11 protein-coding genes are annotated in these 13,178 nt (G+C 64.1%); 4 read left to right on the top strand and 7 right to left on the bottom strand.

All coding sequences use genetic code 11. The features are described 5' to 3' along the window. The first annotated feature begins 100 nt into the window (after positions 1-100). Positions 101-1,399 (top strand): nicotinate phosphoribosyltransferase, encoded by a 1,299-nt coding sequence (locus tag CIK76_RS04440; protein ID WP_096283858.1) that lies wholly within the window; start codon positions 101-103, stop codon positions 1,397-1,399. 58 nt (positions 1,400-1,457) lie between these two features. After that, positions 1,458-2,075 carry an isochorismatase family protein gene (locus tag CIK76_RS04445; RefSeq protein WP_096283860.1) on the top strand — a complete coding sequence of 206 codons (618 nt, stop codon included), beginning with the start codon at positions 1,458-1,460 and terminating at the stop codon, positions 2,073-2,075. Between the two features lie 62 nt (positions 2,076-2,137). Here CIK76_RS04445 and CIK76_RS04450 read toward each other — a convergent pair whose 3' ends face one another. Together CIK76_RS04450 and CIK76_RS04455 are read right to left on the bottom strand one after the other, a co-directional pair. Further along, the gene (locus CIK76_RS04450) at positions 2,138-3,904 is read right to left on the bottom strand and encodes a DEAD/DEAH box helicase (protein ID WP_096283862.1); all 1,767 of its coding nucleotides are present in this window, start codon (positions 3,902-3,904) and stop codon (positions 2,138-2,140) included. Between the two features lie 39 nt (positions 3,905-3,943). After that, complete coding sequence (locus CIK76_RS04455) at positions 3,944-4,195, bottom strand: DUF3039 domain-containing protein (RefSeq protein WP_096283864.1); 252 nt, start codon at positions 4,193-4,195, stop codon at positions 3,944-3,946. 265 nt (positions 4,196-4,460) lie between these two features. Here CIK76_RS04455 and CIK76_RS04460 point away from each other — a divergent pair, with 265 nt between their 5' ends. Beyond that, the gene (locus CIK76_RS04460; RefSeq protein WP_176484086.1) at positions 4,461-6,146 is read left to right on the top strand and encodes an HNH endonuclease signature motif containing protein; all 1,686 of its coding nucleotides are present in this window, start codon (positions 4,461-4,463) and stop codon (positions 6,144-6,146) included. Between the two features lie 122 nt (positions 6,147-6,268). Here CIK76_RS04460 and CIK76_RS04465 read toward each other — a convergent pair whose 3' ends face one another. The 4 genes from CIK76_RS04465 to CIK76_RS04480 all read right to left on the bottom strand — a co-directional run bounded on the left by CIK76_RS04465 (position 6,269) and on the right by CIK76_RS04480 (position 11,401). After that, entirely contained in the window at positions 6,269-7,834 is a 1,566-nt protein-coding gene (locus CIK76_RS04465; protein ID WP_096283868.1) for a transporter, read from the bottom strand. Beyond that, positions 7,816-8,574 carry an ABC transporter ATP-binding protein gene (locus CIK76_RS04470; protein ID WP_096283870.1) on the bottom strand — a complete coding sequence of 253 codons (759 nt, stop codon included), beginning with the start codon at positions 8,572-8,574 and terminating at the stop codon, positions 7,816-7,818. The genes CIK76_RS04465 and CIK76_RS04470 overlap by 19 nt, the downstream gene beginning before the upstream one ends. Positions 8,575-8,726: 152 nt before the next feature. After that, complete coding sequence (locus CIK76_RS04475; RefSeq protein WP_096283872.1) at positions 8,727-9,635, bottom strand: tetratricopeptide repeat protein; 909 nt, start codon at positions 9,633-9,635, stop codon at positions 8,727-8,729. After that, positions 9,635-11,401: a hypothetical protein gene (locus tag CIK76_RS04480; RefSeq protein ID WP_141393458.1), complete on the bottom strand. Its 1,767-nt coding sequence runs from the start codon at positions 11,399-11,401 to the stop codon at positions 9,635-9,637. The genes CIK76_RS04475 and CIK76_RS04480 overlap by 1 nt, the downstream gene beginning before the upstream one ends. Before the next feature lie 159 nt (positions 11,402-11,560). Between CIK76_RS04480 and CIK76_RS04485 the strand changes: the two genes are divergently transcribed. Beyond that, on the top strand, positions 11,561-12,835 hold the full coding sequence (locus CIK76_RS04485; protein ID WP_255248347.1) for an AI-2E family transporter: 1,275 nt from the start codon (positions 11,561-11,563) through the stop codon (positions 12,833-12,835). Here CIK76_RS04485 and CIK76_RS04490 read toward each other — a convergent pair. Beyond that, on the bottom strand, positions 12,832-13,173 hold the full coding sequence (locus tag CIK76_RS04490) for an ATP/GTP-binding protein (protein WP_096283878.1): 342 nt from the start codon (positions 13,171-13,173) through the stop codon (positions 12,832-12,834). The two genes, CIK76_RS04485 and CIK76_RS04490, sit on opposite strands and share 4 nt — an antisense overlap. Positions 13,174-13,178: the final 5 nt, after the last annotated feature.

Raw genomic sequence — 13,178 nt, forward strand, 5'->3', positions numbered from 1 at the left:
CCATCTTGCCAGGAGACGCGGTGCGTTGTGAATATCACCGCAAGCGTGAGGCGTTATACAGTAAAGGCCGGTCCATCCACTTTTCGATCAGGAGCACCACATGCTCACCAGCCTTTTTACCGATCACTACGAGCTGACCATGCTGCAGGCGGCCCTCGCCTCCGGCGCCGCTCACCGCCCCTCGGTGTTCGAAGCCTTCTCGCGCCGGCTGCCCGAGGGACGACGCTACGGCGTGGTCGCTGGCACCGGGCGCCTGCTCGAAGGCCTCAAAGACTTCCACTTCGACGAGACGCAGCTGCGCTTCCTCGCCGATACCAAGGTGGTGAACAAGCAAACCCTGGACTACCTGGAGAATTTCAGGTTCACCGGCGACATCACCGGCTACGCCGAGGGCGAGCTCTACTTCCCGCACTCCCCGATCCTCACCGTGCAGTCCACCTTCGCCGAGGCCTGCGTGATCGAAACCTACATCCTCTCGATCCTGAACCACGATTCGGCCATCGCCTCGGCCGCCTCGCGCATGATCGCCTCGGCCGGCACCCGTCCGTGCATCGAGATGGGCTCCCGGCGCACCCACGAGGAATCCGCGGTGGCCGCCGCCCGCGCCGCGATCATCGCCGGATTCGATTCGACCTCCAATCTGGAGGCCGGTGCACGCTACGGCATCAAGACGGTGGGCACCTCCGCGCACTCCTTCACCCTGCTGCACGACACCGAAGAGCAGGCCTTCGCCGCGCAGATCCAGTCGCTGGGCAAAGACACCACGCTGCTGGTGGACACCTACGAGGTGGAGGCCGGGGTGCGCACCGCGGTCAAGGTGGCCGGCCCCGAGCTCGGCGGGGTGCGCCTGGACTCCGGCGACCTGGTCCAGCAGGCCGGCTGGGTGCGCGAGCTGCTCGACGACCTGGGCAACTGGAACACCAAGATCACCGTCACCTCGGATCTGGACGAATACGCGATCGCGGCCCTGGGCAGCGCACCGGTGGATTCCTACGGCGTGGGCACCGCCCTGGTCACCGGCTCCGGGCACCCGACCGCCTCGATGGTCTACAAGCTCGTCGCCCGGCAGGATTCGGCCGGCAGCTGGATTCCGGTGGCGAAGGCCTCGGCGAACAAGGCGAGCGTAGGCGGGCGCAAGCACGCGGTCCGCCAGCTCAACGATCGCAACCGTGCCACCGCGGAGATCGTCTCGCTCGAGGAGTACAGCACCGGCGGGCCCGAGCGCCAGCTTTCGGTGCCCTTCGTCACCGCGGGCCGGATCGATGAGTCCTTCATCGGCGCGGCCGGCGTGGAAAAGGCCCGGGCGCGCCACCACGCCTCGATCCAGGAAATGCCCGGGGTGGCACGCAAGCTCCAGCGCGGCGAGCCGGTCATCCCGACGATCATCCGCGAGGACTGAGCGCCGAGGCAGTATTATGGTTAAAACCCTATTCACTCGCAATGATTAGGAGCAAAACATGACTCGAGCCCTGCTAGTTGTCGATGTCCAACCGGATTTCTGCGAAGGCGGCCCGCTGGCCGTGGCCGGCGGCAACGCCGTCGCTGCCGCGATCGCCGAGGATGTGATGGCCCGCCGCGAGTCCTACAGCGCGATCATCACCACCCAGGATTGGCATATCGATCCGGGAGCCCACTTTTCCGAGGCCCCGGACTTCGCCGACTCCTGGCCGGTGCACTGCGTCGCCGGCACCGAAGGCGCGGAGCTGCACCCAAGCATCGCCGCGCTGGAAGTCGACGCGCACTTCGCCAAAGGCCGCTTCACCGCCGCCTACTCGGGGTTCGAGGCCCGGGTCCTGGATCCGGGCGCGGCGCCCGAGGACGAGTCCGGCGCCCTGCTCGGTCACTGGTTGCGCGAGCGCGGCATCACCACGGTGGATATCGTGGGCATCGCCACCGATCACTGCGTGCGCGCCACCGCGCTGGATGCCGCCCGCGCCGGATTCAGCACCACCGTGCTCGCCCCGCTGACCGCGGCGGTGAGCCCGGAGAATCTGCCCGCGGTCTACACCCAGCTGCGCGAGGCCGGAGCCATCGTGCTCACCTTGGGGTTGGAACCGGTCAGCCCCGCGCCCTGAACATTCGTTAGACGCCAACGGCGCCCCGCATGATGCGGGGCGCCGTTGCACGTTCGCCGGCCCTATTTGCGCCCGACGAACCAGTCCTGCAGCTTGTCGATGCGCGCCTGCAGCTGGTCCGCGGTTGCCTGGGGCACCGCCGGACCGCCGCACACGCTGCGCAGCTTGTTGTGCACCTGCCCATGCGGCACGCCGGTGCGCGAGGCCCAGGCCGAAACGTTCTTCGACAGCTTCGAGCGCAGGTCCATCATCCGCCGGTGGTCGCTGACCGGTTCGGGCTTCGTGGCCCCGCGCGAAATCTGCTTGTTCTGCTGCTCGCGCAGCAGCGCGGACACCTGCTCGGTGTCCAGCAGACCGGGAATCCCGAGGAAGCCGAGCTCCTCATCGCTGCCCAGCTCCGCACCGGTGCCGAATTCGCCGCCATCGAAGAGCACCCGGTCGAAGGAGGCCTGGGAGTTCAGCGCCTCGAATTTGGCCTTGTTCAGCTCGTCGCTGGCTTTCTCTTCGCGATTCGCTTCTTCGAGGAACGCGTCGTCCAGGCCGTCTTCGAGCTTCTCCCCTTCGCGGTCCAGCGCGTGGTCGCGTTCGATCTCCATCTCGTTGGCCAGCGCCATCAGCACCGGCACCGAGGGCAGGAACACGCTGGCGACCTCGCCGCGCTTGCGGCTACGCACAAAACGCCCGACGGCCTGCGCGAAGAACAGCGGGGTCGAGGTGGAAGTGGCATACACGCCCACGCACAGCCGGGGCACGTCCACGCCCTCGGACACCATGCGCACCGCGACCATCCAGCGCGAATCCGAGGCGGCAAAATCGTCGATCTTCTGCGAGGCCTTCGGGTCATCGGAGAGGATCGTGGTGACTTTCTCGCCGCTGATCGCCTCCAGCTGGGTGGCATAACCGCGCGCATCCTCGTGATCGGTGGCGATCACCAGGGCACCGGCGTCCTTCACGGTGCGCCGCACCTCGGAAAGCCGGCGATCCGCCGCACGCAGCACCGAAGGAATCCAATCCCCGTGCGGGTCCAAGGCGGTGCGCCAGGCATGCGCGGTGACATCCTTGGTGAATCCGGCGCCGAGCTCGGCTTCCATCTCCTCGCCCGCCGCGGTACGCCAACGCATCGCCCCGGAATAGGCCATGAACAGCACCGGGCGCACCACGTGGTCTGCCAGCGCCTTGCCATAGCCGTAGGTGTAATCCGCCTTCGAGCGACGGATGCCATCGCCCTCGTCCGCATACTGCACAAACGGAATCGGCGCCGCGTCCGAACGGAACGGCGTACCGGTCAGCGCGAGGCGGCGGGTGGCCGGCTCGAAGGCCTCGCGAATGCCGTCTCCCCAGGAGAGCGCGTCACCTGCGTGGTGCACCTCGTCCATCACGACCAGCGTGCGCGCACCTTCGGTTTTCGCCCGGTGCACCGCTGGCTTCTGCGCCACCTGCGCATAGGTCACCACGACGCCCAAGTAGTGCGAGCCGTGCCGCCCATCAGAGTTCTTGTAGTTCGGATCCAGCGCAATTCCCACACGTGCCGCGGCATCGGCCCACTGCTTTTTCAGGTGGTCCGTGGGCGCGACGACGATCATCCGGTTGATCTTGCCCGAATCCACCAGCACCTTCGCCAGGCGCAGCGCGAAGGTAGTTTTACCCGCGCCGGGGGTCGCCACGGCCATGAAGTCCCGTGGTTCGGCGTCAAAGTATTTTGCCAGCGCCTCGGCCTGCCAGGCGCGAAGCTTCGGCCCGGTCCCCCAGGCCGCCCGTTCCGGGTACGCCGGAGGGAGCTTGTCTTCCAGCGGAAGCTTGTCACCAAAATCAAAAAGTGTCTCGGTCATTTACCTTTTCCCGATGGTTCCTGCTGGTTGTCCCGCTACTTAACCCATCATGGATTCGTAGATTTCCTTGCATTCGGGGCAGACCGGGAACTTCTTCGGGTCACGGCCCGGCGTCCATACCTTGCCGCACAGCGCGATCACCGGCTCGCCGGACAGCGCCGACTCCATGATCTTTTCCTTCTGCACATAGTGCGCAAAGCGCTCATGATCGCCGGCTTCGACACTTTGATTCGTGTCAGTGCGCTCGATCGTTGATGTTCCACCACGGGTTTCTTCAGACTGTTCCACCATGCCACCAATTCTAGTACGCCAACGCCGGGCACGGCACCCTCGGCGATGGGAGCTTATCCACATTGCCTTCCCCTTGACTCGCCTGCCGCCCCGGCAGGACGCGCATGAATACCCGCGCAACCAGCACCTTTATCCTCCTCCGCCGCCGCCCTGCCCCTCCGGGCTCAGCGCATTTCAAACCTCCGATGCCACCGGGTGTGTCTGCCTTATCCACAGTCGGCCCCACCCCCTGTGTCATCCGCGCAACCGCGCGCATACTCGACTCATGAACACCACCGCCCATGAGGATGCCCTCACCGAATTGCATGCGACGCTCACCGAGCTGACCGCAGCTACCAGTGAGCCGGAAAACCTCAGCGGTGAAACCCTGCGCACTCTCTCCAACGCCGGCGCAGCCCTGTTCACTTTCCTGCGCAAACACCTTTCCACCACCACCGATCCTCGCCTCGCTCTGGAACTAGCCACCACCGGCCAGAGGCTCGAAGACGAAGCAGCCCGGATGCGCGTCACCGCCGCAGACCGACTGGCCGCCACCAACGCCCACACCCTGCACGAGACAGAACTGGACAAACTCCGCGCTGAACCGCCAGACACCACCCGCGAGGCGATCCGCTGCCCGGGCAAAGCCAGCTTCCAAACCCCCGCAGCGCTGCTCTCCTCCTGGATACGCATCCCCTTCGCTGATGCGAACAAGCTCATCAACGACGCGAGCGACCTCATTGGCCGACGAGACATGGCAGGCAACCAAGTCCCACCGCGCTTCACCCACCTGGCCACCCTGTTCGCCACCCCGGACCCGGCGCTTCATCCGGCTGTGGTGCGGGAGACCAGCCAGAAACTAGCAAAACGCGAACCAAAAGACCTGACCTTTGACGGTGCGGCCACCGAACCGACCCTGTTCCATGCCGATGGGCGCCCGGTCGAAGAACATGCAGCCACTCTGCTCTCCGCCGGACAAAGTGTGTCTGAAACCAACAAACAAGTTAACGAGCTGATCACCAGTGTGAGTACCACCGAAGGGACCTCAACCGGATCCTCGCTGCAGCGTGGGTTCTATGCGTTGCCGGTGAAAAACTCGTTGAGCCGTGAATTCTTGCTCCGGGTCTCCACTGTGGAAGGTGAATTATTTGATTCGTTGATTGCGAAGTCCAACAATTCACGCACCCGTGCCGGCGCGCAGGCTCGCATCAACCGGCCACCGGTGGACACTAGGGCCCCCGAGCAGGCTTCCAGCCCGGATTCTGCAGCCAGCGAACCCGAGCTTGCAGTGGAGCCAGAAACAGAAGCGCTAGCACCTGAGCAGACTGCAACACCTGAAACGGGATACCCGGACTTCCTACCCGAGGGCGTCGGCAACGAAGCGAAATGGGAACCAGAAACCCCAGAAACCGTGGCCACCGTCCCCGAACGCGCACTGAACGCCCTCATGGACATCCTCACCATGCTCCCCAACGGCACCGGGGAGGGAAGCTCACGGATCAGGCCCGAAATCCTCGTCCATTTGAAGCTCGAAGATTTGCATGATCTCGCCGCAGGCAATGCCCGCACCGCGCACGGGGTGCATTTGCCACCCGGGGATTTGAGACGGCTCTTATGCCAAGCGGACATCATCCCCGCGGTGTTCAATTCGAAGAGCGAACTGCTCGATTACGGCCGAGCTCAGCGGCTGGTCCCGGAGAAACTTAAACGCGCCGTGCTGGCGCGTGATCGGGGGTGTATTGTGCCTGGATGCACCGAGCCGCCTGAGAAGATCGAATTCCACCATATTCTGGCCTACTGGTTGGGCGGGGAGACGAAGCTGAGCAATCTCGGCGGCCTCTGCCGCGGCGCACATATGGACGCGGATTCGGGGCGGATCAAGATCGTGATGGTCGACGGGTTGCCGCACGTGATTATGCCCAAGCATATCGATCCGCTGCAGTTGCCACGGCGTAATGCTTACTGGGACTAACCACGTATCGACTCTGCCCTCCGCCGCCCCACGCTAATCAAGCGCCCGAGCACAAAAACGCCCGTATCAGTCGAACCAGATTTCTGCGGTTCAAATGATACGGGCGTTGCAGTGTTGACTGTCTAGCGGTTGACCAGCACCGCTTGCATCAGCTCCGGCTGACGCGCGTCCATGGTCTTGCCACCAATCTTGATCCCAAGGAACAGCATGATGGAACCGGTGATCAGGCCGACCGCGACGGTAATGTATCCGGCCAGCATCGATTGGGTCACCCAACCGAAGATATATGGCACCAGCGTTGGAATCAGCAGCACACCCATGATGCCAAAGGTGGCCAGCTGAGTCAGCGCCACGCGGGCACCATTGCCTGGCGGAGTCTTCATCGGATTGTCCCCCGGCAGCGGCACCGCGTAGGTGTATCGCGCCGAAGCGATCGAGGCGACGCCCAACGCAATCAGGAACGCTCCTAAGGACATTCCCAAATCGCCGGGAATACGCCACGGCTGACCGATCAGCGCTGCCGGCAAAACTGCGGCCAGGACCAGCGGCACGATGACCAGTGCGAAGCACGCCAGCACGCGGCCCAAACGATCGTCCTTGCCCGTCACACCGGTGAGCACATGCAACGCAAAAGCGGTGTTGTCATAGGAGACATCCGCGGAGATCGAGAATCCCATCAGAATGCCGATCAACGGACCGAGCAGCAGCATCATGGAGTAGTTTCCCGTGGTTCCGCTGGCAAAGTAAAAGATGATCGGGAGCATCGGCACCATGATCACGCTCAACGCATAGCGCGGGTCTTTGAACCAATAGGTCAGGGCGCGCGCGGCCACCGCACCGCTGGGCGTGGCCGGGGTGATTTTGAAGAACCCCAATCCCTTCGCGCTCGATGCACGCTGCGCGGCCGGCGGAGTCACCGTGGCCTTGCCGGTGGCTCGGGTCAGCAAGAGATACAGCCCGGCCAGGTAGACCAGCGCCAATGCGAGGTGCAGTCCCAACGCCGCGAACTGACCGGTGGCAAAGTCATTTGGTACGGCTGCAAAGGCACCGAGCGGGGTGAACGCAAGGACCTTGGTGGCGGGGATCAGCAGGTCGAAGATCGATTCGACGTTGGTGGCGATCGTGGTGATGATCGGGCCCAGGCTGATCAACAGCAAGAACAGCACGCCGAAAGACAGCTCGCGGAAACGGCGCTTGGCGCGCAGCGCGGTGGCCATGATCGTCAGGTACTGGCAGAGCAGAATCGCCATCACCCAGGTGCCGATCGCGCAGAGCAGCCCAACGATGAGCGTCAATGGATCCAGTCGCCAGATCGTGGAAAAGCCCAGCACCGCAAGCATCGTCAGAATGGCCGGAACCGAGATGAATCCGGCGAGGATCAGCCCGCGGGCCAAGGTCTTGGCCTCGATGCCGAAGTGGACGAAGCGCTGTGGCTCCAGGGTCAGGTCCACACCGGTGATCATCGGCGGGACCACGGCCCAACCAAGCACAATCACCGAACCGACCAGCACGCTCACCCAGCCGCGCGCCTCTAAGTTATCGGCGCTAAACCACATGGCCAGCGACAGCATCACCACCATGCCCAGCGCGTAAAGCCCACCGAAGATCACGCCCGCCAGCTGCCACGGGCTGCGCTTGAAGCCGTTGGCCAGTAGCCGCAGCTTCAGCTTTAGGATGTACGCAACCATGACAGCCCTTCACTCGTGCCACGGCCGCCGACCAGATCGACGAAGCGGTCCTCCAAGGACATTCCGTCGCGTACCTCGTCCACCGTGCCCGAGGCCTTGAGCACGCCGCCGTCGATGACCGCAACATGCGAGCACATGCGCTGGACCAGGTCCATCACGTGCGAAGAAACGATCACGGTGCCGCCGAAGGCGACGTAGTCGTTGAGGATGTCGCGGATATTCGCCGCGGAGACCGGGTCCACCGCTTCGAAGGGCTCATCGAGCACCAGCAGTTTCGGCGAGTGGATCATCGCGGTCGCCAGCGAAATCTTCTTGGTCATACCCGCGGAGTAGTCCACGACGAGCTTGTCTCCATCCGCGCTCAAATCCATCACGCGCAGCAGGTCTTCGGTGCGCGTGGTGACCTCCTCGCGGTCCATGCCGCGCAGCAGGCCGGCGTAGGTCACCAGCTGCCGGCCGGTCAGCCGGTCGAATTGTCGCACCCCGTCGGCAAGCACTCCCAGGGTCCGCTTGGCGGTGTGCGGCTCCGCCCAGATGTCCACCCCATTGACCAGCGCGCTGCCCTGATCCGGGCGCAGCAATCCGGTCGCCATTGAAAGCATCGTCGTTTTGCCTGCGCCATTGGGGCCAACTAGTCCGTAAAAGGACTTGGCGGGCACCTGGAGGCTGACATTGTTCACCGCAACCTTGTCACCAAATTGCTTGGCAAGGTTCCTTATTTCGAGCGCCATGCTATTCATGTGTCGAGAATATCAACCTGCCAAGTCAAGACGCATCATCCTTTGGAGTTAATCTCGCAGCCCAGGCCCGTGGTAGAAGCATTCAGGCAAAATAAAACGGCCCACTTTCATCGCCTGAGCAATGAAAGTGGGCCGCCATGGGCTGCGGATGCTTAGAACAGCACGCGGGCCAGCTTCTGGCGCGATGCGGCCACACGCGGATCCGCGTTGCCGATCACCGCGTAGAGCTCGATCAGCCTGCGGCGGATCCGTTCGCGGTCTTCATCGGCCAACCGCGAGATCAGCGAAACCAGCCGGGCGAAGGCGTCTTCCACATGTCCGCCGACCAGGTCCAAATCCGCGACGTTCAGCTGCGCGGTGAGATCATCCGGGTTCTCTGCCGCGGCGGCTCGCGCCTCGTTCAGTTCCAGGCTCTGCGTGCGGGAGAGCAAACGCACCTGGTAGACGCCGACCTGGGCGTCCTGATCGTTGGGCTTTTCGTTGAGCGCTTCAAGGTAGGCGGCCTCGGCGGCGGCGTAGTCACCGGCTTCGATCGCATCCACCGCCTTTTGGTGCAGCGGCGGCAATGGCTGCTCTTCGCTTCCACCGGAGAAGGCCGGAACGCTCCCGGCCAAGCCCTGCTGCACACCCAGTTCGGCCAGCTGGTTGAGCACCTGGTCGATCTGCTCGGCAGCTGCCGGGCCTTGGAAGAGCGGGACCGGCTGGCCGTTGACCAGCGCGATCACCATCGGGATCTGCTCCGCCTTGAACGCTTGGGCGATATTCGGGTACTTCTCCGCGTCCACCAGGCCGAGCACCATCTTGCCGGCGCGGCGATCCACGAGGGTTTTCAGCGCGGTGTCGAGGTCTGCGGAGACCTGCACGCGGGGCGAACCCAGGGACACGATCGCCGGCACCTGCTGGGAGAGCCCGACAAACTGCTGGAATGCCGCCTCGTCCAGGGTCAGCGTCCAGCTAGCCGCCGCGCCGGGTGCGTTCTCCTCGGTGGCCTGCGGGCCATTGGCGGCCAGGGAGCCTAAATCGATGGCTCCGCGAGCCGAGGGAATATGTGGTTCGGTCATTAGTTCTCCTCCGCCTGCTTGACGCTCAGCAACACTACCTCGCTGGCGACTAGCTGAATCTTGTCGTCATTGCCGGACGCTGGGATGTACATCATCACCGGTTCGGCGTACGTGATCTCTACGTTACCGGTAGAGGTGCTCGATCCAAGCAACTTCTTGGTCAGCTCGTCGGCGCTCTCCAGCGGATCTGCATCCTCGGTGCGCTCGAATACTGCCTTCTGGTTCAGCCGGCCGGTGACGATCGCGCCGCCATCGGGGGTGGAAATCACCTGCGTGTCATTCTTGGTGACCGAGCGCGAGTACTTCACATTCGCCTCGTTGGCTTCTTCCTTTTCCTTCTTCTGCCCCGAGTGGATCGCCTTGATGAATTCGGATTCCGCAAAGTTGCCCTTGTGCTTGGACTTCTCGTTGGTCAACACGTCCGCCAGCTGGTCGAGCGCCTCTTCCGGCTTGACCTTCAGCCCTTCGGCGTTGTTGCCCAGCTGCTGGATCGAGGGGTCGCCCACCGCGATGCCCGGGAAGGTCGAGTTCGGCAGCATCTGCGCGGCGAAGCTGACCTTGTAGTTATCGCGAGCGCTGTCCTGCTTCAGGGTCAACGCCATCGGCAAGGTGGCCGGATCCGAGTCCTTTGCGGTCACCACGGAGATCACGCGCGGAAATTTTGCCTCGGAGCTATTCGGCACGGCGGCCGAGCGAATCACCGCGGTCTTCAGCGCCAGCGGCTTGGCGATCTCGATGTCGTCGTTCAGGATGTCGTAGCGCTTGGTGCGCAGGTCCTTGAAGGCACCGGAAGCGCGGGCATCCAGGTCCTTCTTCGTGTTCTTCTCGTCGGCCTTGCCGATCTGCTTCTCCACGTCGCCCAGGATCCGCTGCAGCTGCTCCTCGGTGAGCACCGGGTAGCTATCCGGTTCGGCTTCCGCGGACGTCGATTCTTCGGCAGGCTTCGAGTCGTCGGCGGGCTTGGATTCCTCGGCCGGCTCGGATTCCTCGGATTTCGCGGAGTCCGAGGCCTTGGCCGATTCGGCTGGCTGGTCTTCCGAGGGTGCCATCGGCACGCTGACTCCGCCCACGGCCAACGCGAGCACCGCGGCCATGGCCAGCGAGTTCTGCGTGGTCGAGCCGCCCTTGGTGCCCGGGGACGCCGCTTCGGCGCGGCGTGCAGGCTTGGAAGGCTTGATTACGCGCATCAGCAGCAGGGCCACACCGAAGACGAGCAGCAGCGCGCCGATGATGATCAGCGGCAGCGCCCATGGCATGGCATCGTCGTTGGCGTAGGTGACCGAAATATCGGTTGGCGCCGCCTTGGTGCCATCGGCGGCCAGCAGCAGCGACCAGTCGCCGTCATCCGGCGCGGTCCAGCGGTAGGTCATTGTGCCATCGGCCTTCTGCGAGTCGAAGAACAGGTCATCGCCAGCCGGGTTCGGGGTCTTCTTCTCCCCGTCGAGCAGTTCGGCGACCAGCTGGTGGTTTTCGCGGTCCACTCCGGTCAGCTCCACATGGGAGGCGTCGTCGACCCACGCCTCGACGTCGTAGCTGCGCGCCAGCGAGGCGGTGAATTCGCCCTCTGCGCTGATCACCAGCTCCACCGGTTCGGCGTTGGCGTTCTGCACCGACGGTTGGATAACCGTCAGCGGTGCCTCGGATTCAAATTCTGGCATGCTTGCGGTGACCGTTTCGGGCGGAGCCCAAAAGGTCTTCTGTCCGATCCCTACCACCAGGGCAACGGCCCCAAGCAGGATCGCGATCACGGAGATAACTTTTCGCACGACTTCACCTATTCGCCAACGGTCACAGCTGTTCTTTCACAAGTCTAACGAGTCCACCGCCCCAATGGTTCCGCGGGCTACCTGTGAAGTGACTCAAATGACCATGTCGGAGTGTCATAGAGCACTTTCAGAACCCATTCCGGCGGTATGCTCGGTGCCATGGAGAGTAATCAGCCGCCCAATGAGCTTCCGGACCCGGCGACTAACCCCGCGCATCCTTCCGCCACCGGGCCGGCCGCCGGGCGGCGCGAACCGGGTTCCGCCGAGCCCGATTCCCCCACCGCGCAGTGGGCCCGCCGGCTTGCCGCCAAGGTGAACGCACTACTCAAATCCCCGCGGCGCCCCAATGCGTTCGGTGAACTCCCCGATGCCACCGATCAGGAGGCCCCCGAGCCGATTCCCGCCCTGCACCCGATCTCCATGGGTTTTTTGGGCACCATTGGCGTGGGATTGGCGCTGGCCGGCTACTACCTGCTGACCAATGTCGGCTCGCTGATCACCTGGATTTCGATCGCCTTGTTCATAGCCCTGGGACTTGACCCGGTGGTGCGGTTCCTGATGCGCCGCGGGTTGAACCGGCCGCTGGCGGTCACCTCCACGATGGTCGGGCTGCTGGCGATCTTCGCGGGGTTCATGGCGCTGATCATCCCGACCCTGGTCACCCAGATCACCCAATTCATCTCCCGCGCCCCGGAAATCACCGACAACTTCCTCAATAGCCAATGGGTCAGGCAGATCGATGCGCAGTATGCGCTCTCGGCGCGCGTTAATACCGAGGTGCAGCGCTTCTTCGGCGATTCCGGCGCGGTCACCAATGTGTTCGGCGGCGTGCTGGGCGTCTCGCAGACGGTGGCCCAGTCGATGTTCGGGGTGCTCATCGTGCTGGTGCTGGCGATCTACTTCCTCGCCTCACTGCCGGGCATGATGTCGTTTTCGATGCGCCTGGTTCCGCGCTCCAAGCGGGTGCGCGCCAGCGAAATCGCCACCCGCATCACCCGCTCGGTGGGCAACTACGTCATGGGCCAGGCCTCGGTGGCGGTGCTCAACGCGCTCGTGGCGCTGGCGCTGATGACCCTGCTGGAGGTCCCCTTCGCGGCGTTGCTGACCTTGCTGGTCGCGATGCTGGCCTTCATTCCGCTGGTCGGCGCGGTGATCGCCGGGGTGCTGGTCACCCTGGTCACGCTCACCCTGGGCTGGCAGACGGCGCTGATCTACGCGGTCTGCTACTTCGGCTACCTGCAGCTGGAGGCCTACTTCGTCTCCCCGCGCATTATGAACAAGGCCGTCGCGGTGCCCGGGGCCGTCGCGGTGATCTCGGTGATCGCCGGCGGCACGCTGGTGGGGATCACCGGGGCACTGATGGCCATCCCGGTCGCCGCCTCGGCGATGATCCTGCTGCGCGAGGTGTTCATCGCCCGCCAGGACCGGCTCTAGTAGCGGTAGGAGCGCGATTCCCAGCAGTTCGGATGCCAGTGCCGGCGATTCGCGGCGGCCGCATCGTCCCCGGACCAATGATCGGCCCGCCAGGTCACCAGGTGCGCCACGCCCGGGGTGATCATTCGGTGGCAGCCCGGGCAGGTGTAGGTTTTCACCGCGTTCAGCGGAGACACCTTGCGCACATGCCATTGGCCGTCCGGGGCGTCCTGCAGGCGCACCACCCCATAGCGGGCACGCTGCATCCAATCTTCGTCATTGCCCTGGGGCGCGTTGGACCGCGACCGAGCATTCGGTGCGGATCCTGGTTTGCGGCGCGGGCGGTTCGAACGTGGCATGCCTT

It is taken from the genome of Glutamicibacter sp. BW80, from assembly GCF_002332385.1.
In the GTDB taxonomy this organism is placed as follows: domain Bacteria; phylum Actinomycetota; class Actinomycetes; order Actinomycetales; family Micrococcaceae; genus Glutamicibacter.